At 61.3% G+C, this 21,397-nt stretch carries 21 protein-coding genes; 18 read left to right on the top strand and 3 right to left on the bottom strand.

The genetic code is table 11. The annotated features are described in order from the left end of the window. Positions 1-50: 50 nt before the first annotated feature. The 14 genes from PMI07_RS07865 (at position 51) to PMI07_RS07800 (ending at position 14,486) form a co-directional block, all read left to right on the top strand. Positions 51-1,607 carry an ABC transporter substrate-binding protein gene (locus PMI07_RS07865; RefSeq protein WP_007773339.1) on the top strand — a complete coding sequence of 519 codons (1,557 nt, stop codon included), beginning with the start codon at positions 51-53 and terminating at the stop codon, positions 1,605-1,607. Positions 1,608-1,662: 55 nt separating this feature from the next. Further along, positions 1,663-2,670, top strand: coding sequence for an ABC transporter permease (locus PMI07_RS07860; protein WP_007762107.1), 1,008 nt, complete (start codon positions 1,663-1,665; stop codon positions 2,668-2,670). Beyond that, positions 2,667-3,563: an ABC transporter permease gene (locus PMI07_RS07855; RefSeq protein ID WP_007762105.1), complete on the top strand. Its 897-nt coding sequence runs from the start codon at positions 2,667-2,669 to the stop codon at positions 3,561-3,563. The genes PMI07_RS07860 and PMI07_RS07855 overlap by 4 nt, the downstream gene beginning before the upstream one ends. Before the next feature lie 11 nt (positions 3,564-3,574). After that, entirely contained in the window at positions 3,575-4,462 is an 888-nt protein-coding gene (locus PMI07_RS07850; protein ID WP_007762104.1) for an ABC transporter ATP-binding protein, read from the top strand. Beyond that, positions 4,459-5,286 carry an ATP-binding cassette domain-containing protein gene (locus PMI07_RS07845; protein ID WP_007762103.1) on the top strand — a complete coding sequence of 276 codons (828 nt, stop codon included), beginning with the start codon at positions 4,459-4,461 and terminating at the stop codon, positions 5,284-5,286. Before PMI07_RS07850 ends, PMI07_RS07845 begins: the two co-directional genes overlap by 4 nt. Before the next feature lie 25 nt (positions 5,287-5,311). Beyond that, the gene (locus tag PMI07_RS07840; RefSeq protein WP_024163661.1) at positions 5,312-6,496 is read left to right on the top strand and encodes an amidohydrolase; all 1,185 of its coding nucleotides are present in this window, start codon (positions 5,312-5,314) and stop codon (positions 6,494-6,496) included. Position 6,497: 1 nt separating this feature from the next. Further along, complete coding sequence (locus PMI07_RS07835; RefSeq protein WP_007757174.1) at positions 6,498-7,523, top strand: Ldh family oxidoreductase; 1,026 nt, start codon at positions 6,498-6,500, stop codon at positions 7,521-7,523. A 14-nt stretch (positions 7,524-7,537) separates the two neighbouring features. Then, positions 7,538-8,569: a proline racemase family protein gene (locus tag PMI07_RS07830; protein ID WP_007757171.1), complete on the top strand. Its 1,032-nt coding sequence runs from the start codon at positions 7,538-7,540 to the stop codon at positions 8,567-8,569. Positions 8,570-8,946: 377 nt separating this feature from the next. Further along, entirely contained in the window at positions 8,947-10,305 is a 1,359-nt protein-coding gene (locus PMI07_RS07825; protein ID WP_007757169.1) for an SAF domain-containing protein, read from the top strand. A 14-nt stretch (positions 10,306-10,319) separates the two neighbouring features. Next, positions 10,320-10,625 carry a putative quinol monooxygenase gene (locus PMI07_RS07820; RefSeq protein ID WP_007757167.1) on the top strand — a complete coding sequence of 102 codons (306 nt, stop codon included), beginning with the start codon at positions 10,320-10,322 and terminating at the stop codon, positions 10,623-10,625. Positions 10,626-10,644: 19 nt separating this feature from the next. Further along, positions 10,645-11,529: an NAD(P)-dependent oxidoreductase gene (locus PMI07_RS07815; protein WP_007757166.1), complete on the top strand. Its 885-nt coding sequence runs from the start codon at positions 10,645-10,647 to the stop codon at positions 11,527-11,529. A 47-nt stretch (positions 11,530-11,576) separates the two neighbouring features. Then, complete coding sequence (locus PMI07_RS07810; protein WP_007757165.1) at positions 11,577-12,572, top strand: DctP family TRAP transporter solute-binding subunit; 996 nt, start codon at positions 11,577-11,579, stop codon at positions 12,570-12,572. Between the two features lie 78 nt (positions 12,573-12,650). Further along, positions 12,651-13,202, top strand: a complete 552-nt coding sequence (locus tag PMI07_RS07805) for a TRAP transporter small permease (RefSeq protein ID WP_007757164.1) — start codon at positions 12,651-12,653, stop codon at positions 13,200-13,202. 3 nt (positions 13,203-13,205) lie between these two features. Continuing rightward, positions 13,206-14,486, top strand: coding sequence for a TRAP transporter large permease (locus PMI07_RS07800; protein WP_007757161.1), 1,281 nt, complete (start codon positions 13,206-13,208; stop codon positions 14,484-14,486). A 21-nt stretch (positions 14,487-14,507) separates the two neighbouring features. On the opposite strand, the gene PMI07_RS07795 is transcribed toward PMI07_RS07800, so the two are convergent. Beyond that, a complete protein-coding gene (locus tag PMI07_RS07795) occupies positions 14,508-15,398 on the bottom strand; it encodes a LysR substrate-binding domain-containing protein (RefSeq protein ID WP_037085967.1) in 891 nt (296 codons plus the stop codon). A 604-nt stretch (positions 15,399-16,002) separates the two neighbouring features. Between PMI07_RS07795 and PMI07_RS07790 the strand changes: the two genes are divergently transcribed. Further along, positions 16,003-17,172: an ABC transporter substrate-binding protein gene (locus PMI07_RS07790; protein WP_007757159.1), complete on the top strand. Its 1,170-nt coding sequence runs from the start codon at positions 16,003-16,005 to the stop codon at positions 17,170-17,172. An 88-nt stretch (positions 17,173-17,260) separates the two neighbouring features. Here PMI07_RS07790 and PMI07_RS07785 read toward each other — a convergent pair whose 3' ends face one another. Continuing rightward, the gene (locus PMI07_RS07785; RefSeq protein ID WP_007757158.1) at positions 17,261-18,277 is read right to left on the bottom strand and encodes an NADP-dependent oxidoreductase; all 1,017 of its coding nucleotides are present in this window, start codon (positions 18,275-18,277) and stop codon (positions 17,261-17,263) included. A gap of 91 nt (positions 18,278-18,368) precedes the next feature. Between PMI07_RS07785 and PMI07_RS07780 the strand changes: the two genes are divergently transcribed. After that, the gene (locus PMI07_RS07780; protein WP_007757156.1) at positions 18,369-18,947 is read left to right on the top strand and encodes a TetR/AcrR family transcriptional regulator; all 579 of its coding nucleotides are present in this window, start codon (positions 18,369-18,371) and stop codon (positions 18,945-18,947) included. Positions 18,948-18,980: 33 nt separating this feature from the next. Here PMI07_RS07780 and PMI07_RS07775 read toward each other — a convergent pair whose 3' ends face one another. Beyond that, positions 18,981-19,634: a glutathione S-transferase family protein gene (locus PMI07_RS07775; protein WP_007757154.1), complete on the bottom strand. Its 654-nt coding sequence runs from the start codon at positions 19,632-19,634 to the stop codon at positions 18,981-18,983. Between the two features lie 206 nt (positions 19,635-19,840). Here PMI07_RS07775 and greA point away from each other — a divergent pair, with 206 nt between their 5' ends. Continuing rightward, entirely contained in the window at positions 19,841-20,323 is a 483-nt protein-coding gene (greA, locus tag PMI07_RS07770) for a transcription elongation factor GreA (RefSeq protein WP_007757152.1), read from the top strand. A 123-nt stretch (positions 20,324-20,446) separates the two neighbouring features. Beyond that, on the top strand, positions 20,447-21,379 hold the full coding sequence (locus PMI07_RS07765) for an MYG1 family protein (protein WP_007757151.1): 933 nt from the start codon (positions 20,447-20,449) through the stop codon (positions 21,377-21,379). Positions 21,380-21,397: the final 18 nt, after the last annotated feature.

The raw sequence follows: 21,397 nt of genomic DNA, 5'->3' as shown, positions 1-21,397 counted from the left end.
GGCTCACTTTCAGTCGACACGAGCAATGCAGATATAAAAGGGGAATGGACATGCTCACTTTGAATAAACGCCAATTTCTGATCGGTACTGCGGGGATGACCGCTGCTGCGACACTGCCACGCCTCGCCAATTCAGCGGGCAAGAACATCATGGTTCTGGCCAGCACTGTCGATATCCCGAATTTCGACCCGCATGTGGCAACCGGCTATGCGCCGCAATGGCTGTTCCGCAATACCTACGATCCTCTCGTGCGCGTCGTCGCCAATCCGCCGGTTCCGGCCCCGGGCCTCGCCAAGAGCTGGAAGCAGTCGGAAGACGGCCTGACCTATACGTTCGAGCTCGACGGCAATGCCAAGTTCCATGACGGCACGCCGGTCACCGCGAAGGACGTCGAATATTCCTTCGCCCGCCTGCTGCGTCTAGCCAAGGGTCCGGCCTGGATGGTCTCAGGCATTCTCGACCAGAACAGCGTCAAGGCGACCGGCGAGATGACGGTGACGATGGTGCTGAAGAAGCCGTTCGCACCGCTTCTCTCCGTCCTGCCGTGGATGTTCATCGTCAATTCCAAGGTCGTCGAAGCCAACAAGGGCACCGATGACGGCCAGGCCTACCTGCTCGCCAACATGGCCGGTTCCGGCGCCTTCAAGATGGGCCGCGTCAAACCGGGCGATCTCTATGAACTGATCCGCGTCGACAACGACTGGCACAAGGGCGGCAATCTCAGCGGCGCGATCTGGAAGATCGTCCGCGAGGCTTCCACCGCCCGCCTGATGCTCCAGCGTGGCGAGGTGCATTTCGCGCTCGACATGTTCGCGGAAGACATGGACGCCATCAAGGACATGCCGAAGGTCGTGCGCATCATGGAGCCCGACTACCGCACCTTCACCATCAAGATGAACACGGCCAAGGGGCCGCTTGCAGACAAGAACCTCCGCAAGGCGGTGTCCTATGCGTTCAACTACAAGGGCATGCTGGATGCGGCCGGCCCGGCCCAGCTGATGAAGAGCCCGCTGCCGGTCGGCATCTTCGGTTTCGACCCGGACCAGAAGGGCTATGACCAGGATATGGCGAAGGCGAAGGAATATCTCGCCAAGTCGAACTACAAGGACGGCGGCATCACGCTCTCCATCCACCATGCAGCCGGCTACGAGAACCAGCGCCGCTGGTGCCTGATCATGCTGGAATCGCTGAAGGCGTTCAATATCAACCTCGACATCCGCGCCATGACCTGGCCGGACACGGTTGCCATGGCCCGTTCGCCGGAAACCATGGTCGACTTCTATTCGATCTTCCAGTCGCCGAACTATGCCGATCCGGACAATACCGCGTTTGCCGCCTACCACTCGTCGCGTAATGGCCAGTGGCAGAACCCGGTCTACAAGAATCCCGAGGTTGACAAGCTGATCGAAGACGCCCGTGCCGAAGTGGACAAGACCAAGCGCGCCGAACTCTACAAGAAGTTCCAGGCGGTGATCGTCGAGGATGCGCCTGACATCATCGGCATTCTTGAGCTCCGCAAGTTTGCAATGCGCGACAACGTGAAGGACTATGTCTTCAGCCCGGTAGCCGCCAATACGATGGAAATCTGGCCGCTGTCGATCGCCTGACCCCTTGCCGCCGGCGGGTTTCCGATACGGAGGCCCGCCGCTCCGGAGTTTGCGAATGCTGCTTTACATTCTGCGCAGGCTCGTCCTGCTCGTGCCGATCCTGCTCGGCCTGACCTTGCTGCTTTTCATCGTGGCGCGTATCCTGCCCGGGGATCCGGTCGGCCTTGCCGCCGGCCCGAATGCGACGCCGGAACTGATCGCGCAGATGAAGCGCGAATTCGGTCTGGATCAGCCTCTGCCGTTGCAATACTGGAATTACCTGACCGGCCTGGTCTCCGGCGACTGGGGCATGTCGGTCTTCACCCGGCGCCCGGTCTTTGCGGATATCCTCGAATACCTGCCGGCGACGATCGAACTTGTCTTCGCATCGCTCTTCATTGCGGTCGTTGTCGGCATCCCGCTTGGGCTGCTGACCGCCGTCTACAAGAACGGACCACTCGACTACGCGACCCGCACGGTGGCTCTCGGCGGTATCGCCATGCCGCGCTTCTTCCTCGGCCTTCTCCTGCAGATGGCGTTTGCCGCCTGGCTCGACATCTTGCCGCTGTCCGGTCGCTATCCGTTGATCGAAAGCCCGCCGGACCATGTCACCGGCCTTTACACGATCGACGCCCTGATCGCCGGCGACTGGTCTGCCTTTCAGATCGCGCTGTCGCATCTGGCACTGCCGGCGATTGCCATGGCGCTTTCCCCGCTCGCGACCATCATGCGGATGATGCGCTCCTCGACGATCGAGGTGTTGCAGCAGGATTATGTCATGACCGAGCGGGCGCTTGGTCTCTCCAACCGGCTGATCCTCTTCAAATACGTCCTCAAGAACGCCATGACCTCGACGCTGACGGTGATCGGTCTCTACGTCTCCTGGCTGCTCGGCGGCACGGTGCTGGTAGAGACCGTCTTCGACTGGCCGGGTCTTGGGCTTTATGCCACGCAGGCGATCCTCACCCAGGATTTCATGCCGGTGATCGGCGTGACGCTTGTCATCGCCATCATCTATCTCGTCGCCATGCTTGTCGTGGACCTCCTTTACGGCGTCTTCAACCCGAAGGTACGCTACGCATGACCATGACGCCCATCGCCATTCCCAAGCGCACCCAGTCTGCACGGCTCGAAAACTGGAGCCGCGCTTTCTATCGCTTCCGGCAGAGCTGGCTTTCGATCGTCGGACTTGCGATCGTCGTCCTGCTGGTGGTCATCGCCATCTTCGCGCCCTGGATCGTGCCGTATCCGGAACATGTTGTTGGCGGCACCAATACCGGGGCAAGGTTCCAGCCACCGTCGGCAAACGCGTGGTTCGGTACCAATGCGCTGGGACAGGACATGTTCTCGCTTGTGCTGGTCGGCTCACAGGTCTCGCTGTTTTCCGGCCTTGCTGTGGTCTTCATCGCCATCGTCGTCGGTACTGCGGTCGGGGCCATTGCTGGATATTTCGGCGGCTGGGTCGATGAAGTCCTGATGCGTATCACCGATCTGCTGCTCACCATCCCAAGCCTCATCCTTGCCATGGCGGTGGCGGCCGCACTCGGCACCGGCGTCTGGAACATGATCATTGCCATCTCGATCACCTGGTGGCCGGCCTATGCCCGTCTCGTGCGTGGCGAGGTGATCGTCAAGAAGGAAGAGCAGTTCGTGGTCGCAGCCCATGCGCTCGGCGCCAACTGGCTGCGCATCCTCGGCAAGCACATCCTCCCGAACATCGTTTCGCCGATCGTCATCAAGGCCTCGCTCGACATGGGCTTTGCAATCCTGACCGTCGCCTCGCTCGGATTCGTCGGCATCGGCGTAAAGCCGCCGACGCCGGAATGGGGCACGCTGCTTTCCGGCGCGCGCAGCTACATGCCGGACTATTGGTGGACGGCTGTCGCGCCCGGCATCGCAATTTTCCTCGCGGTCCTCGCCTTCAACCTTCTCGGCGACGGGTTGCGTGACGTGCTCGACCCGAAGGCGCGGAGATGAGGGGAGACGGAATGGCACTTCTCGACATCAAGAACCTCAATCTTGCGATGCGCAGCTACGAGGGTGAAACACAGATCCTGCATGGCATCGACCTGAAGATCGAGCGCGGCGAGATCTGGGGCATGGTCGGCGAAACCGGCAGCGGCAAGTCGCTGACCGGCCTCTCGGTCTCGCGGCTGATCGCGTCGCCGCCCGGACGTTATCTGGCCGGCTCGATCGAGTTCCAGGGCCGGGATGTGCTGAAGGCGACCGACAAGGAGATGCGGATGCTGCGCGGCCGGCATATCGGCATGATTTTCCAGGATCCGACAACCAACCTCAATCCGGCCTTCCGGATCGGTACGCAGCTCGTGGACGTGGCGCTCCACGCCGGCCATGCGGACCCTTCGGTTCTGGGGCTTGGCGCCGGAGCTTCCCGTGGCGACTTCAAGAAAGCGGCCAAGCGCGTCGCCGTCGAGATGCTGGAGAAGGTCGGCATTCCGAAGGCGGCAGACCGCATCGACGACTATCCCCACCAGTTTTCCGGCGGCATGCGCCAGCGCGTGCTGATTGCCATGGCGATGATCGGCAAGCCTGACCTCCTGATCGCCGACGAGCCGACGACGGCGCTCGACGTCTCGGTGCAGGCGCAGATCCTGCGGCTGATCCACGATCTCGTCGCCGAACGGAATATCGGTGTGCTGCTGATCACGCACAATCTCGGCATTGTCGCCCAGATCTGCAGCCATGTGGCGGTGATGTTTCGCGGTCGCATCCTGGAAGCCGGCAAGGTGAATGATGTGCTCAAGCGGCCGAGCCACAGCTATACCCAGGCGCTCTTGAACTCGGTGCCGACGGTGCATACCAAGCGCGGCGAACTTATGGGCCTGAGCGGCGCGATGCGGGAGACATCTGCATGAGCCTCGACATCCAGAACGTCAGCAAGATATTTCCAGGTCCGCGCCAGGGTTTCTTCGGCCGCGGTGAAGGCTTTACCGCGCTCGACGATGTCAGCCTGTCGATCAGGAAGGGCGCGAGTTTCGGGCTCGTCGGCGAATCCGGTTCGGGCAAGACGACGCTGACCCGCTGTATTCTGCGGCTGGAAAGCCTTTCGGCCGGTAATATCCTGTTCGACGGCTCGGACATCCACAAGTTGACGCCGCTCCAGATGCGCCGGTTGCGCTCGCGGCTGCAGATCGTTTTCCAGGATCCTTACGCCTCGCTCGATCCGCGCATGACAGTCCACGACATCGTCGCCGAGCCGTTGGTGATCCACGGTGATGTCGTGAACATGACGGCAAGCCGCCGCACCGAAAGAGTCATGGAACTCCTGCTGCAGGTCGGCCTGCGTTCCGAGCATCTGTTCCGCTATCCGCACGAATTTTCGGGCGGGCAGCGGCAGCGCATCGGCATTGCGCGGGCGCTGGCGGTCAATCCGGAATTCCTGATCCTCGACGAGCCGACCTCGGCCTTGGACGTTTCGGTCCAGGCAGATGTGCTCAACCTGCTGCACCGGCTGCAGGTGGAACTCGGCCTCACCTACTTTTTCATCAGCCACGATCTCGGCGTCATCCGCTATATCTGCGATGATGTCGCGGTGATCTATCGCGGCAGGGTGGTCGAGCAGGGGCCGGTCGCCGCGATCTTCGACAATCCACAGAGCGACTATACGCGCATGCTTCTGGACGCGATGCCGGATCCCGATCCGGACCGGTCGCCCTTCCGGAAGATCGCCGCCGTCTGAACGCCGAATCGAACGGGAGAGAACCATGGCCCCCTATGATGCCCACGATGCGATGAGCGAGATTGCCACCGAAGCGAAGACCTGGCGCCGCCAGCTTCACCAATATCCCGAGTTGTTGTTCGACCTGCCGAAGACCGCGGCGCTGGTGGCGGAAAAGCTTGCCGAGTTCGGTTGCGACGAGGTGGTAACTGGCATCGCCAAGACAGGCGTCGTCGGCGTGATCAAGGGCAGACTGGGCGAGGGGCGGACGATCGCCTTCCGCTCCGACATGGATGCGTTACCGATGTCGGAACAGACCAACCTGCCGCATGCCTCCAAAGTGGCGAACATGATGCATGCCTGCGGCCATGACGGGCACACCGCGACATTGCTTGCCGCCGCCAAACATCTGGCCGCCACCCGCGATTTTGCCGGGACCGTGGTGGTCGTCTTCCAGCCAGCCGAAGAGGGCGGAGCCGGCGGGCGCGTGATGATCGAGGAAGGCCTGCTGGAGCGGTTCGGCATCCACGAGGTCTACGGCATGCACAACCAGCCGGGCATTCCCGTCGGCTCTTTCGCCATCCGGCCCGGCCCGATGCTGGCGGCTGGCGATCGTTTCATGATCACCCTCAATGGCCGTGGCGGCCACGCCGCCTATCCGCACCTGACCCATGATCCCCTGCTTGCCGGCGCGCATATGGTGACGGCGCTGCAGTCGATTGCCTCACGCTTCACCAATCCGTTCGATCCGGTCGTGGTCTCGGTCACGTATTTGAGTGCCGGCAATCCGGCCGCGCTCAACGTCATCCCGGCTTCGATCCAGATCGGCGGGACCATCCGCACGATCAATCCCGAGACCCGCAAGGCGGTCGAGCAGCGTTTTCGCGATATCGTCAATTCTACGGCGAAACTCTTCGAGGCCGAAGCCGAGATCGAGTGGCGGGCCGGGTATCCGGTCACCGTCAATGATCCGGAAAAGACCAAGATTGCGGTTGCGGCGGCCCGTCGTGTGGCGGGCGACGACAGGGTCAATGACGACTGGCCGCGCACCATGGGTTCGGAGGATTTTTCCTACATGCTGGAGAAACGGCCCGGCGCGATCATCTGGCTCGGCAACGGCGATTCCGCCGCACTCCACCATCCGGCTTATGACTTCAATGACGACGCCATCATCCACGGCATGCAATACTGGACCGCGCTTGTTGGCGAGCGACTGAAACCAGGCGTTTGATATGGTGCATCAGGGCGAAGTCGAGGGGTCGGTGAAGTTGGCTTTCCAGGAGCTTGTGTCGCTTCTGGAACGCATTTTCGTCACGTATGGCGTCTCGCCGGCCAATGCAAAAATCCTGGCGGAAAACTGCGCCGCCTGCGAGCGTGACGGCTCGCTGAGCCACGGCATGTTCCGCATTCCCGGTTATGTCTCGTCGCTGCAAAGCGGCTGGGTCAATGGCGCGGCCTTGCCGGTGGTCGAGGATACCGGCGGCGCCTTCATCCGCGTCGATGCGAAGAACGGCTTTGCCCAGCCGGCCCTGATTGCGGCTCGGGCGATGCTGGTCGAAAGGGCGAGACAGTACGGCATTGGGCTTCTGGCGCTGCGCCGCTCGCATCATTTCAGTGCGCTGTGGCCGGATGTCGAGCCGTTTGCGGACGAGGGGCTGGTGGCGTTGAGTTTCGTCAACAGCATGGCCTGCGTCGTTCCGCATGGCGGGCACAAGGCGGTGTTTGGCACCAACCCGATCGCCTTCGCCGCTCCGCGCAGGGACGAGCCGCCTTTCGTCTTCGACCAGGCATCCAGCGCGATTGCCAATGGCGACGTCCAGATCGCCGCCCGCGAGGGCCGGATGCTCGAACCCGGCATGGGCGTCGACCGCGACGGTCATCCGACCCGCGATCCGAAGGCGGTGCTGGACGGCGGCGCGCTGTTGCCCTTCGGTGGGCACAAGGGTAATTCGATCGCGCTGATGGTGGAAATCCTGGGGGCGGCCCTAACTGGCGGTTTCTTCTCCGGCGAGTTCGACTGGAGCGAGTTCAAGGGCGCTCAGACGCCTAAGACCGGGCAGCTTTTCATTGTCATCGATCCAGAGCGGGGCGGAAACGGAGTGTTTCGCGATCGGGTCTCCGAGATATCGGCGCTGGTGCGAGAATCCGGGCAAGATCGCTTACCGGGGGACCGTCGTATGCAGATGCGCGCGCGGTCGACCGCCGAGGGCATAGTGCTCAGCCAAGCCAATCACGACATGCTGCAAAGCTACGTTTGATATGAGGGAATGAAATGCGGTCGTCGAAGGTGATCCACGTCGTCAGTTGCCATGCGGAGGGCGAGGTGGGGGATGTCATCGTCGGTGGCGTGTTGCCGCCGCCTGGAGAGACGCTCTGGGAGCAATCCCGCTTCATTGCCCGCGACGAGACGCTGCGCAATTTCGTTCTCAACGAACCCCGAGGCGGCGTTTTCCGGCATGTGAACCTGCTCGTTCCGCCGAAAAACCCCAAGGCCCAGATGGGCTGGATCATCATGGAGCCGGCCGATACGCCGCCGATGTCGGGCTCCAACTCGATCTGCGTTTCGACCGTGCTGCTCGATACCGGCATCATCCCCATGCAGGAACCGGTGACAAAAATGGTGCTGGAGGCGCCGGGCGGGCTTGTCGAAGTTACCGCCGAGTGCCGGAACGGCAAGGCGGAGCGGATTCAGGTCCGCAATGTACCGTCTTTCGCCGACAAGCTCGACGTGCCGCTGGAAGTGCCGGGGTTCGGCACGATCAAGGCCGATACCGCCTATGGCGGCGACAGTTTCGTGATCGTCAATGCGCGTGATCTTGGCTTCGAAATCAAGCCCGACGAAGCGCGCGAGATCGCGGAGATCGGCGTGCGGATCACCCGAGCCGCCGACGAGCAGATCGGCTTCCTGCATCCGGAAAATTCCGACTGGGATCATTTCTCGTTCTGCCAGATCGCAGCCCCTGTGACCCGCGAGAATGGCGTGCTGACAGGCGCCAACGCGGTCGTCATCCGCCCTGGCAAGATCGACCGTTCACCGACCGGGACCGGCTGTTCGGCCCGCATGGCGGTGCTGCACGCCCGCGGCGAGATCGGCATCGGCGAGACCTTCGTCGGCCGCTCGATCATAGGGTCCGAATTTCACTGCGCGATCCAGTCGGAGACGACCGTCGGCGGGCGTTCCGGTATCTATCCGTTGATCACCGGCCGCGCCTGGGTCACCGGCACCCACCAGCTGATGCTGGATCCCGCCGATCCCTGGCCAGCAGGATACCGCCTCTCCGATACCTGGCCGACCATCGGGTAACCGCAACATCCCGTCAATGACGGGATGTGCTCGAGAGGGATCGTGGGGGCATGTAGAAAGCGCCGGTTCAGATCCCTTCGGCGATGTGGCGCGCCGGCCTGGTCTCCTGAGGAATGATCCTTAATGCGTTAGAAATTCTAATGTATCGTTTCGACTTTCTAAATTGAGCTAAGTCCTTCCTTGCCCTAACTTGGATCACAGGCTGCTCGGGAGGCGGCTGGGAGTGGCGGCAGGAGCCGCGCTTCCCCGGAGGAATTAAGGTGCATTCGGACCAGAGGCGGTCGGCGAGGTGTCATGCTTTGCCCTGCGGGGATCAATGCGCGCTGAACTCGGCGGGGCACTCCTCATATTCATTCACCAGTTGAGGACGTCGTCTCATGAATCTCTCTTCTCTTCTCTCGCTTCGTGCCGCGAACGGTCGCCCGGTAAGGGTGGCGCTGATCGGTGCCGGCAAGTTCGGTTCGATGGTATTGGCACAGGCCCAGCGCATCAATGGTCTGCACATGGTCGCGGTCGCTGATCTCGATGTCGGCAAGGCACGGGAATCCCTGAAGCGTGTCGGTTGGGCCACGGAACGATACGAGGCGAAAAGCTGCGGCGAGGCCCTGAAGAGCGGCCAGACCTATGTGACCAGCGACGTCAGGGAAATCTACGGCTGCGACGAAATCGAATGTGTTATCGAGGCGACAGGTCATCCGATTGCAGGCACGCGTCATGCGCTTGGAGCAATCGAGAGCAAGAAACATGTGGTCATGGTCAATGTCGAGGCCGATTGCATGGTCGGTCCCATCCTCGCCGAAAAAGCCCGCTCAGCCGGCGTCATCTATTCCATGGCTTATGGCGACCAGCCTGCGCTGATCTGCGAACTGGTCGACTGGGCTCGTGCGACCGGTTTTGAGGTAACCTCGGCTGGTAAGGGAATGAACTTTGAACCTCGCTTCCGTTACTCGACACCGGACACGGTCTGGGGCTTCTTCGGATGGAGCGACGAAGAGGTCGCCAAGGGGGACTTCAATCCCAAGATGTACAATTCCTTCACCGACGGCACGAAGGCGGCGATCGAAATGGCTGCCGTGGCCAATGGCACCGGCCTTGATTGCCCGGATGACGGCCTTGCCTTCCCGCCGGCCGGCCTCCATGATCTGGCGCGGGTTTTCCGTCCGGCGGCCGATGGTGGTCGCATGTCGCGGTCCGGGCTGGTTGATATTGCGGCCAGCCAGGAACCGGATGGCCGCGAGGTGTTCAACAATATCCGCTATGGTGTCTTCGTCACGTTCAAGGCCCATAACGAATATGCCCGTGCCTGCTTCAAGCAATACGGCCTGCTGACGGACCCATCGGGCTGGTATGCCTCGATGTGGCGCCCGTTCCACATCATCGGCCTCGAGACTTCGATCAGCGTCCTTTCGGCTGTGCTGCGCAACGAGCCGACCGGTTGCTCCAAGGAGTTCCGCGGCGACGCCGTCGCGACGGCAAAGAAGGACATGCAGCCGGGCGAAATGCTGGACGGCGAGGGCGGTTACGCGGTCTGGGCCAATGCTATCCCTGCGACACGCAGCCTCGACCTCAAGGCGCTGCCCATGGGTCTCGCGCAAAACGTCAAACTGAAGCGGCCGATCAAGAAGGACCAGATCGTTTCATTCGATGACGTCGAAATCGTCAACGACCTTGACGTCGTCCGGTTACGCAAGGAAATGGAAGAGCATTTCCGTCCGGCCAAGATTGCCGCCGAGTGAGCAGGGACAGCCCAATGGACAGGCAAGCTTTTGTCGTGATCGCGGAGTTCCAGGTGAAGCCGGGCAAGCTCCTCGCCTTCCTCGAAGCCGCTCGGGAAGACGCCGAACATTCTGTCGCCGACGAGCCGGGCTGCCGGCAGTTCGACGTCATCTGCCCGGAGGGTTCGGAAGATACGGTCATCTTCTATGAAGTCTATGACAGCCGGGCAGCGTTCGATGCCCATCTGGAAACGCCCCATCTCGGGCGCTTCCGAGAGGCGTTCCCGTCACTCATCTCGGAAGAGCGACCGGTCCGCTTTTCGCAAAGACGATATCCCTGAATCCACGGAGAACAGATCGATGCAAGAGACCACCAGCCGTATCGCCGTTATCGGTACCGGCATCATGGGCGCTCCCATGGCCGGTCGGCTGGCCGAGGCCGGGTTCGTAGTCTCGGCGTGGAACCGGACGTCCGCGAAGGCCGAAGCTCTAAGTGAAAGGGGCGTGGCCATCGCCGATAGCGCGAGCGAGGCGGGGGCTGGCGCCGACGTGGTAATCTGCATGTTGAGTTCCGGACCGGTCTGCGAAGCGCTGCTGCTGGGCTCGGGTGGATTGCTGTCGGTCATGCGGGCCGGTTCGACCGTCGTCGTCATGAGTTCAATTCCGGTCGAAACGGCATTGGCGATTGCCCAGGCTGCGTCCGAGCGCGGAATCGCATGTCTCGACGCCCCGGTTTCCGGCGGCGAGAAGGGTGCCAAGGAAGGGACGCTTGCCATCATGGCCGGTGGCGATGCGGCGATCGTCGACAGGATTCGCCCGATCTTTGCCTGCCTTGGAAGAGTGACACATGTCGGTCCGTCAGGAAGCGGCGCACTCACAAAACTCGCAAACCAGCTGATCGTCGCTTCGACGCTCTGTGCTGTTGCCGAAGCGCTCACGCTTGCGCAACGCGGCGGGGCAGATCCGGCGCGGGTGCGCGAGGCGCTGCTGGGGGGCTTCGCGGAATCGACCGTCTTGCGCCAGCACGGCCTGCGCATGGTGGAGGGCAATTTCGAGCCGGGTGGCCCGGCGAAATATCAGGTGAAGGATACGTCCACGGCTCTCGGCTTTGCCCGAAGCCGCGGTCTGACACTGCCGGTCAGCGAGGAGGTTGACCGACTGTTCCAGGCCATGGTCGACAATGGCGATGGCGATCTGGATCACAGCGGGATTATCCGCCAATTGCAACGCATGAATCCAAGCTGAAGGTGCCATCGGCGCGCTCGGCTCGATAACCAACGGGAGGAATTAGCATGAGACATTTTACGATCCGCAGCGTGGTGGCAGCCGTCGCGATTCTGGCAGCTTCCATCGCCCATGCCGAAACACTGACATTGTCCACGCCGGACCCGGACACGTCCGAGATCACGCTCGCCGCCAAGAAATTTGCCGAACTGGTATCGGCGAAAACCAAGGGCGAGCTGACCATCAAAGTATTTCCCAACGGCACGCTCTATGGCGGAGATCCTTCCGCCGGCGTGAAGCAGCTGGCCGGCGGTTCGCTGGACCTTCTTCTCAACTCCACCTCGCTTTACGCGACATTCAATCCGAAGTTCACCGCGATCGCCATCCCCTACCAGTTCCGCGACATTGAGCAGTTACGGGCCTATCTCGACAGTGACCTCGGCAAGGAACTGCAAACAGACCTGAGCAAGATCGGCATCCAGGGCCTCGATCTCTGGTCCCGGCCGCTGCGCCAGATCACCAATTCCAAGGTGGCGATCACCTCGCCGGCAGACCTCAAGGGCATGAAGCTGCGCGTCCCGAACAATCCGCTCTGGGTTGAGTTCTTCGGGGCGATGGGCGCTGCCCCCACTCCGATGGCCTTTGCCGAAGTGTATAACGCTCTTCAGCTGAAGGTCGTCGACGGGCAGGAAAATCCAGTCAACGTTCCCGTCAGCGCCAAGCTGTACGAAGTGCAGAAATTTGCCACCATCAGCAATCACATCGCCGATGCCTGGGTGCTGGGCATGAACCCGGCGCGCTACAAGGGCCTGAGCGACAGCTTCAAGGCCGCATTGAACGAAGCGGCGAAGGAAACGGAGGTCTGGAAGGCCGCAAACGATGCCGCCGATATCGAGAAATCGCTGGCAACTCTGAAGGCCAACGGCATGCAGGTCAACGAACTGACGGAACAGCAGCGCAAGGCGTTCGTCGATGTCGCGGCGGGTCTTACGGACAAGTTCTCTGCCCTGGTGAAGGATAAGTCCTTCTTCGAGCGCACTCGCACTTTCATCACCACGAACTGATTTGGCGCCGGCACCTTGCTGTCATGGCAAGGTGCCGGTGTTACATCGATCGTCGCAGCTGTTGGAAAGGGTCTCTCCATGCGTGCTCCCATAGGTTCCCCGCTTGGTACGTTCGTAAAAATCGTCGCCGATTTCGCTGCCGGTGCAGCTTGCGCCGGCGTGCTGATCGTCGTCCTGTTGCAGGTGATCGGCCGGCTGACAGGATATCCGCTGCCGTGGACGGAGGAGGCGACCCGTTTCCTGTTCATCTGGATGGTGTTCCTGGGATTGGCGGCGGGCTTTAGAACTGTCGAAAGCGCGCGCGTCGTGGTCTTCCTCGTCATGGGCCAGCGCATCTTCCACCATCTGGCAGTGCCGATCTACGTGCTGTCGTCGGTCCTGTTCTTCGGTCTCATGGGCTGGACCGGGCTGACGCTCGTGCAGCAGCAAATCATGATGAATGAGACGGCTGCGACCTTGCCTATTCCCATGTGGCTCATCGGAATGGTGATGCCGGTGTCCGCCGTCATCGCGATCCTGGCGATCGTTGAATCGCTGCGCACGCGTCGCGAACTGATCGCGCTCCCTGAACTCGGCTTGCCCGCTGGCGAAAGCGCCCATGTGGATGTTTCCATGACCGCAGGACACTGACCCATGTCGCTCTTTCTCCTCATCTCCTTCTTCGGGCTCAGCATGCTGGGTGTCCCGCTCGCAGTCGCATTGGCGCTCGCAAGCGTGGCGACGCTTTGGCTGTTCACCTCCATGCCTCTCGACCTCCTGTCGCAGACGATGTTCTCCTCGATGAACTCGTTCCTGCTGGTCGCGGTGCCGCTGTTCATTCTTGTCGGCACCGTCATGGAACGCGGCCGGGTGGCGGAGCGGATCTTTGACTTCGCCGAGGCCATCGTCGGTTGGCTTCCTGGCGGCCTCGGCCATGTCAACGTGATTTCCTCGGTGATCTTCTCCGGCGTTTCCGGTTCTTCGGTGGCCGACATCGCTTCGGTCGGCGCCATCGAGATCAAGGCCATGGAGCGGCATGGGTTTCCGAAAGGTTATGCGGTCGGCATGACTCTGTGTACCGCAACGCTGTCCTCGATCATTCCGCCGTCCATTCTCGTTGTCATCGCCGGCTCTATCGCCAATGTCTCGATCGGCACTTTGCTGGTGGCGGGCCTGGTGCCCGGCCTGTTCATCGCATTCGCGTTCCTCGTCTTTAATCACTGCTATTCGGTGTATTACGGCTACAACCCGCCATCGCCGTTCAACTTCCGTGTAGTTATCGTCACGGGCCTGCGCGCCATCCTGCCGATGCTGACGCCACTGATCCTCATCATCGGCATCGCCAGCGGCCTGTTCACCCCAACGGAAGCCGCCGCCATCGCCGTGGTCTACGTTGCCCTACTTGGCATCATCGTCTACCGCACCCTTCCGGTCAGCGAAGTGCCGGAAATCCTCATCTCGACGGCCCGCATTTCCGGCACTATTCTGTTCATCGCCGCCACGTCACAGATCGCGGCGTGGGTATTCACCTATGACGGGCTGCCCGAGAAGGTCGCGGATCTTCTGCAAGCCATGAATCTCGGTCCCTTGAGTGGAATGCTGGTGATCTTCGTCTTCCTGCTGATCATCGGCATATTCATGGAAGCCATTCCAGCGATGTTCATTCTGATCCCGGTGCTCATGCCGCCGGTGGAGGCGCTCGGCATCGATCCGATCCACTTTCTCATCGTCACCGTCATGACGCTCACCCTGGGCCTCGTTACGCCACCGGTCGGCGTCTGCTTGTTCGCGGCAGCTCAAGTCGCGAACATGAGGGTTGAGGACGTCATCAAGGGGTCGCTTGCGCCCATGGCCGTCCTTACACTTGCCATCTTCGCACTGGTGCTTTTCCCGATCCTCACCTTGGGCCCGATCCGCTTCCTGGGAATGTATTGAGCTCGGCATGGATTTGGGCGTTTAGCGGCCGGCTGCCCAAGCGTCACGTTCCGCGCGCAGCCAGTCGAGGAATGTGCGGACCTTTCGCCGACGCAAATGTTCAAAGGGGCAGACGATCCACTGTGTCACGAGGCGCAACGATGGCGGCGACGCCACGGGGCAGATCAGGCGCCCGGAGGCAAGTTCCGCTCCCATCATGAGCGTGCTTTCGAGGGCAATGCCCATGCCGTTCACCGCCGCGTCGATCGCCATGTGGCTTCGGTCGAACAACACTCTCTGCCAGCGCTCAGTGGCCGTCACACCCGCCAGCGGAAACCAGCTCGTCCATTGGGCCTGCGATTTGGCGGAATGGATAAGGCGATATCCAAGAAGGTCCTCGGCACGCAACGTGCCGGCTGCAACATAGCCAGGGGAACAGACCGGGATGAAGGTTTCTTCCGCCACGCCTTCCACGAACAGACCTGGCCAGCGACCGTCACCATGACGGAGTTCTATGTCGACGATTTCCTGATTGAAGTCGGTTGGCTCATTCGTACCGTCGAGCCGCACTTCCAGGTCGGGATGCATGTCGAGAAGCGAGTTCAGGCGCGGCAGTAACCACTTGTTCGACAGTGTCGGCGTCGCTCGGATCGTCAGGCTCGTGACCGAGCGGAACCCTTTGATCGTCGCTGTGGCCTCCGAGATTTGCTCGACCTGATCCGCGATCATTGAGAAATAGCGCTCGCCAGCTTCGGTCAGGACTATTCCGCGCCCAGCCTTCGCCAATAAAGCAACGCCCAACTGCAGCTCGAGCGCCTGAATTTGCTGGCTGACGGCAGACGGCGTAACGCCAAGCTCTTGGGCCGCCTTCGAGATGCTGCCCGCGTGGGCGGCGGCATGGAAAACGAAAATCGGCTTTATTGGAATTTGCATGGCGAAAACTTCGATGTGTCTCACAGATTCTCTAGGATATGGCCAGTTTACCCGCTCTCATAGAGAATATTCTGTGGGTCCAGGTAATACGAAGGCCAGCGCGACTTCCTCTTCGAAGCATGGAAACACGGAGCATTCACGCTCAAGGCTTCACTTCCTCAGGCCAAAGGCTAATATTGACAGCCCATGTATACAGATTTATTGCTGGTATAACGGCATGGAGGAGGGCAGGCAGGCCGGCGGTTTTCTTGGCGGCAGATTGATTTCCTTTTTCATCGTGGGATTTTTTTACGACCGCAGTGTTTCCGCCGAAGTCGGCAGTTTGGGACGGCCGATCTTCAGGGAATGTGGGGCGGAAACCGGAATTGTATACATGGATTTGTGAAATCTCGGGCCTGATTGCCCGATACCATGGGGAAATGCCGCCGGGGTCGCCTGGACTAACGAAAACGGGAATAGCGGGACATCAAACTATCGGAGCCCGTTGACTGTTGGTTGTGATTGTCCTCGATATATCCGCACGCTTTGATGGGCCGGAGCCACAAGGAGGACGCGGTCCGTCACACGAGTTTTGAGAATAGTTCGTCTTAGAGGAGGAAAGAGAATGATTACCAGAAGAACATTGATGGCTGCGGCCGGTCTCGCTATGGGCGGTCTCGCTGCCATTCCGGCAGCCGCGCAGGAAACAGTCAAGGTCGGCCTCATCCTGCCGATGACCGGTCCGTTCGCGTCCACCGGCCGGCAGGTCGAAGCGGGCGTCAAGGCCTATATGGCGCTCAACGGCGATACTGTCGCCGGCAAGAAGATCGAAGTCGTGCTGCGCGACGACGGCGGTGTCGCCGACCAGACTCGCCGCATCGCCCAGGAACTCGTCGTCAATGACGGTGCCAAGATACTGATGGGCTTCGGCCTGACACCTCTCGCCATGTCGGTGGCGCCGGTTCTCAACCAGGCGAAGATCCCGGCGATCATCACCTCGGCGACGACGTCGGCGATCATGCCGCAGTCGCAATATTACGTCCGCACCTCGATGGGCGGTCCGCAGTCCGCCGTTCCGGTGGCAACTTGGGCGGTCCAGAACAATCTGAAGAAGGTTGTGACCCTGGTCTCCGACTATGGTCCGGGAATTGATATCGAGCAGGGCTTTACCAACCAGTTCAAGAAGGATGGCGGCACGATCGTCGAGGCCATCCGCGTTCCGCTTGCGAACCCGGATTTCGCCCCCTTCCTGCAGCGCGTGCGTGATGCCAAGCCGGATGCAGTCTTTGCCTTCGTGCCGGCCGGTATCGGCGCGCAATTCATGAAGCAGTACGTCGACCGCGGTCTGGCGGATGCCGGCATCAAGCTGATTGCCACCGGCGACGTCACCGACGACGACCTGCTGAACGGCATGGGGCCGGCCGCCAAGGGCGTCATCACCGGCCATTTCTACTCGACCCTCCACGACAGCCCGGAAAACAAGGCTTTCGTCGCACAGGTGAAGAAGGCGGCCAACAACATGCGCCCGAACTTCATGTCGGTCGGCGGCTATGACGCCATGACGCTTGCCTACATGGCGCTGAAGAAGACCAATGGCGATACCGACGGCACCAAGCTCATCGAAGCCATGAAGGGCGCCACTTGGGTCAGCCCGCGCGGCCCGATCACCATTGATCCGGCCACCCGCGACATCGTCCAGGACATCTACATGCGCGAAGTCAAGGAAGTGAACGGCGAGCTCTACAACGTCGAATTCGCAACCTTCCCGAAGATTAAGGACCCGAACGCCAAGTAAGGCGGGTTGATCCCACTGAGACAGGAATGGCGGGCTTCGGCCCGCCATTTCGCTTGGAGTCTGGAGATGATCGCCCGAGCTTTCGTGGTCAAGCCCCGACCGTGAGCACGATCTTGCCCTGGATGTGCCCCTTGGCGGCACGCTCATGTGCCTTGCGGGCGTCGGCGAGCGGATAGGTGCTGTCCAGCACGACGCGGATCGTCCCATCGTCGAGCAGGCGCGCGACTTCCGCCAATTGAGCCCCGCTCGAACGGACCTGGGTTGCCGAGACGATGACGCCCAGCTTCGCAGCTTCTTCGGCACCGGAGAAGCCCAGCGGGTACACCGGGAACAAGGCACCGCCGCGCTTCAGCGTGCGAAGGAAACGACCTGCTGTCGGCCCGCCGAGAGCGTCGACGACAAGATCAATCTCATAAACAACGTCCTCTGGCGGAGTTTTGGTGTAATCTATAAATTCGTCGGCGCCGAGTTCGCGCAAGAGTGACTCATGTTTGCCTGATGCCACGGCGATGACATGCGCGCCCTTCAGTTTCGCGATCTGCACCGCGAAGTGCCCGACGCCGCCTGCCGCTCCATTTACGAGGACGGTCTTGCCCTCGAGCGGCACCGGCTGATGTTTATGCGGCTGAAGCGGGTTCGGTTCGTTGTGTCCCAGTTCGACCATGAACTGCCACGCGGTGAGCAGCGACATCGGCACCCCGGCGGCATGCACGTGATCGATGCCGGCAGGCTTGCGTGCAAGTTCCGACGCCGGCACGCTGACATACTCGGCATAGGCCCTGCTTTCCCCGACGCTGAAAAAACGGACCATGGAGTAAACTTCGTCTCCGACGGAGAAGTCCTCGACATCATTCGCGACCGCCTCGACAACGCCCGACACATCCGTGCCCAGAATGATCGGGAAAGGGACCTGTGGCCGCCATTCCGGAGGAAGCGCCTTGTAGCCATCGCGCAGATACCAGTCGGGAGGATTGATCCCTGCGGCGTGAACCCGAACGAGGACTTCTCCCGGCTTCAGCTCGGGCTTCGGCGCATCCTCGTGGCGCAGCACTTCGGGGCCACCGAACTCGTGGATCCGGATTGCTTTCATTGTCTCACTCGGCATCGCTTTTCTCCATTGTGGCAGATGTGCTATTAAATTCGGAGCACTGATCCGCTTTATATTCGGAGCGGTGCTCCGTTTGTCAAGGGACACGATGAGAGCCGACGCCCAAAAGAATTATGATCAGCTACTCGCCGTCGCGCGGCACGTTGTCACCGAACAAGGGGCCGACGCGTCGTTGCGCGACGTCGCCCGCAAGGCGGGCGTGGGACTTGGCACGCTGTACCGCCACTTCCCGACCCGGGAAGCGCTGCTTGAAGCCTTGCTTCGCACGAAGTTCGACGAGTTGGCGCAGACGGCAAATGAGCTCGAAAAGTGGGACGACCCCGGGAGCGCCCTTGTGACATGGCTGCGAGAGGCTGTCGCGATGACGCACACCTACAGCGGTGCCATCGCGCCGATGGTTGCGGCAATCGCGGATGAAGGTTCCGCACTCCATGCCTCGTGCGTCAGCTTACGCGCAGCCGGTACGCGGCTTCTTGTCCGTGCCCAAGCGGAAGGTGTGGCGCGACGCGACATGGACGGCAACGACCTGTTCGCGCTGATCAGCGCCCTTGCGTGGCTCGCTGACCAGCCTCCGCTTGTGCCACGCGCGGATCATCTTTTTGACGTTATATCAAGCGCAATCCTGACGGATCAACGAAGGCCCGATCATAAGCCCGCGGGCGCGTAAGAGCGAATGCGCAATCCGGAACGCAGCCCTTTGTCAACCGGTCGATGCGGCTTTGAAAACCGCCAGTTGAGCGTCGAAAGCACGTTTGTATGCGGGCCGGGCTTCGCCGCGGGCGACATAGGCGGAGAGGTTCGGGTAGTCGTCCAGGATACGCGATGATGCTTTCAACCTGAGCAGAACCGTCACCATCAGAAGGTCGCCGGCGCTGAACGCACCATCGAGCCAGTCGGCGTCGCCAAGGCGGCGCGAAAGGTCGGCCAGCCGTTTCCGGATGCTGTCCTCAAGGGCGCGCAAACGCTGCTCGTACCAGGGCTCGTCGCGCTCGAGGATCTGGACGAGGCTGCGATCGAAGATAGGCGGCTCCACCGTGTTGAGCGCGGCAAATATCCATGCGATCGCGCGCGCCCGGGCATTCGCTTCGTCCGGCAGCAGGCCCCCATGGCGCTCGGCGATATGGAACACGATTGCTCCGGACTCGAACAGGGCGAGATCGCCTTCTTCATAAGTCGGGATCTGCCCGAAAGGTTGCAGCGTCAGGTGTGCGGCTTCCTTCATCGCTTTGAACGACAGAAGACGAACGTCGTAAGGCTGTCCCACTTCTTCGAGCGCCCAGCGAATGCGCATGTCGCGCGCCAGCCCTCTGCCGCGATCAGGTGACCGTTCAAAGGCGGTAATGGTAATTGTCATTGGTGCTCTCCGCAGCTTGTCTGTCTTGAAGACGGTTGGCCAGACGAGATTCCGACACTCTTGCTCAAGATAATCCTCAAGTACCGCTCGCAGAACATGGATCGAGTTTGGCGTTCGTCCATTGTCATCGTATGCAGGGTTCTGACAAAGAGGCGGGCGAAGCCCACGTGCCGCATGCCCGGCCCGCGCCCAGACGGAGTTCGAGATTGAGCGTTGCCTTCACCAAGGAAGAGAGTTCCGAAACCGCGGCAGAAACCCTGCTGCCCGACCGTCCGATTTCACCTCACCCGAATCTGGTGACGGAAGCGGGGTTGAAGGCTCTCGAATTGCAGCTCCGGCAGGCCCGCGAGGCCTATGAGGCTGCAGGCGCTATCGAGGAGGTGAATGAACGGCGGCGGCAACAGGCGGGTCCCTTGCGCGATGCGCGTTATTTTGCGGCAAGAGTTCACACGGCCCAGCTTGTCCGGGAGCCCACCTCGTTTGACAACGTCGCTTTTGGCAGCACGGTGACCTTCAGCCGCGACGATGGGCGGGTTCAGAAATATCGGATCGTCGGAGAGGACGAAGCGGACCCCAAGGCCGGATCGATTTCCTTCGCCTCACCGGTCGCACGGCTGCTGATGGGCAAGGCTGTCGCAGATGTCGTCAGCGTCGGTGACCAGGAGCTGGAAATCCTTGCGATCTCCTGAAGTGTCAATGGGTACCGAACACGCGTTCAAATGAACGAGTGACGGGTTGAGCTGGCATCCGGCAATGGCTATCAGGTGCTGATCACAAACGGATCTTCCGCGAACCACAAGGCGCATATCGGCATGACCCCAGATTTCCTCGTCACCCATTCGGGTGGCTTCCATGCCGACGAATTGCTGTCGAGCGTCATCCTGACCCGGCTTTTCCCGGGGGCTCGGGTCGTTCGCAGCCGGGCGCTGGAATGGATCACGCCCGGTGCCGACCGCATCATCTACGACGTCGGTGCCGCCTATGACGCTGCGGCGCAGATCTTCGATCACCACCAGCGCGGCGCCCCGCTGCGCGACGATGGCCAGCCCTACAGCTCGTTCGGATTGGTCTGGAAGCATTATGGCCGCGACTATCTGGCGGCGCTCGGCCTGCCGGAGGCGCATATCGAGGCCCTGCACGCCTCTTTCGATGGCAGTTTCGTGCTGCCGATCGACCTGATGGACAATGGCGCACTGAGCCCCTCCGTTGCGGGGCCGCTGGCCGGGCTGACCTTGCCGGCGCTCCTGGAAACCCTGAAACCCGTTTTCGACGAGACCGATCCTGAAGCGGAAAATCGCGGTTTCGGCGCGGCACTCGCGATTGCCGGCAGTTTCGTCGAGGCAAGGATTGGCCAGAGTGCCGCAAAGCTGCGGGCCGAAGGACTGGTCCACCAGGCAATCGTGGATACGGGCGAGGGGCGTATTCTGGAACTGCCGGCGGGAATGCCGTTCCGCCCCGCCATCGTCAAGGCGGGCGCCGATCACCTGTTGTTTGTCGTTCATCCGCGCGAAAAGGATTGGTGCCTCACGACCATCCGCCGTGCGGATGAAGGTTTTGAGGTGCGTGCCGATCTGCCTGCGGACTGGGCCGGTCTGACCGATCGCGATCTCGAGGCCGTTTGCGGCATAGAGGGCGCGAGCTTCTGCCACAACGGCCGCTTCATCGCCGCTGCCAGGACCCGAGAGGCGGCGCTCGCGATGGCGGAACTTGCCGTCAGGGAAGCAATCTCCAACGGGGCAAAATAACGGCGGTATCTGCGGGGG

It is taken from the genome of Rhizobium sp. CF080 (assembly GCF_000282095.2).
In the GTDB taxonomy this organism is placed as follows: Bacteria; Pseudomonadota; Alphaproteobacteria; order Rhizobiales; family Rhizobiaceae; genus Neorhizobium.
The sequence above is the reverse complement of the archived record's forward strand: the minus strand, read 5'-3'. Positions and strand labels throughout refer to the sequence as shown.

Bases quoted from the DNA above. Each gene is read 5' to 3' on its own strand.
- PMI07_RS07810 (WP_007757165.1), top strand. From the start codon at position 11,577: ATGAGACATTTTACGATCCGCAGCGTGGTGGCAGCCGTCGCGATTCTG.
- PMI07_RS07820 (WP_007757167.1), top strand. From the start codon at position 10,320: ATGGACAGGCAAGCTTTTGTCGTGATCGCGGAGTTCCAGGTGAAGCCG.
- PMI07_RS07780 (WP_007757156.1), top strand. From the start codon at position 18,369: ATGAGAGCCGACGCCCAAAAGAATTATGATCAGCTACTCGCCGTCGCG.
- PMI07_RS07845 (WP_007762103.1), top strand. From the start codon at position 4,459: ATGAGCCTCGACATCCAGAACGTCAGCAAGATATTTCCAGGTCCGCGC.
- PMI07_RS07775 (WP_007757154.1), bottom strand. From the start codon at position 19,634: ATGACAATTACCATTACCGCCTTTGAACGGTCACCTGATCGCGGCAGA.
- PMI07_RS07765 (WP_007757151.1), top strand. From the start codon at position 20,447: ATGACCCCAGATTTCCTCGTCACCCATTCGGGTGGCTTCCATGCCGAC.
- PMI07_RS07865 (WP_007773339.1), top strand. From the start codon at position 51: ATGCTCACTTTGAATAAACGCCAATTTCTGATCGGTACTGCGGGGATG.
- PMI07_RS07850 (WP_007762104.1), top strand. From the start codon at position 3,575: ATGGCACTTCTCGACATCAAGAACCTCAATCTTGCGATGCGCAGCTAC.
- PMI07_RS07800 (WP_007757161.1), top strand. From the start codon at position 13,206: ATGTCGCTCTTTCTCCTCATCTCCTTCTTCGGGCTCAGCATGCTGGGT.
- PMI07_RS07835 (WP_007757174.1), top strand. From the start codon at position 6,498: ATGGTGCATCAGGGCGAAGTCGAGGGGTCGGTGAAGTTGGCTTTCCAG.
- PMI07_RS07855 (WP_007762105.1), top strand. From the start codon at position 2,667: ATGACCATGACGCCCATCGCCATTCCCAAGCGCACCCAGTCTGCACGG.
- PMI07_RS07785 (WP_007757158.1), bottom strand. From the start codon at position 18,277: ATGCCGAGTGAGACAATGAAAGCAATCCGGATCCACGAGTTCGGTGGC.
- PMI07_RS07795 (WP_037085967.1), bottom strand. From the start codon at position 15,398: ATGCAAATTCCAATAAAGCCGATTTTCGTTTTCCATGCCGCCGCCCAC.
- PMI07_RS07825 (WP_007757169.1), top strand. From the start codon at position 8,947: ATGAATCTCTCTTCTCTTCTCTCGCTTCGTGCCGCGAACGGTCGCCCG.
- PMI07_RS07815 (WP_007757166.1), top strand. From the start codon at position 10,645: ATGCAAGAGACCACCAGCCGTATCGCCGTTATCGGTACCGGCATCATG.
- PMI07_RS07860 (WP_007762107.1), top strand. From the start codon at position 1,663: ATGCTGCTTTACATTCTGCGCAGGCTCGTCCTGCTCGTGCCGATCCTG.
- PMI07_RS07830 (WP_007757171.1), top strand. From the start codon at position 7,538: ATGCGGTCGTCGAAGGTGATCCACGTCGTCAGTTGCCATGCGGAGGGC.
- PMI07_RS07805 (WP_007757164.1), top strand. From the start codon at position 12,651: ATGCGTGCTCCCATAGGTTCCCCGCTTGGTACGTTCGTAAAAATCGTC.
- PMI07_RS07840 (WP_024163661.1), top strand. From the start codon at position 5,312: ATGGCCCCCTATGATGCCCACGATGCGATGAGCGAGATTGCCACCGAA.
- PMI07_RS07790 (WP_007757159.1), top strand. From the start codon at position 16,003: ATGATTACCAGAAGAACATTGATGGCTGCGGCCGGTCTCGCTATGGGC.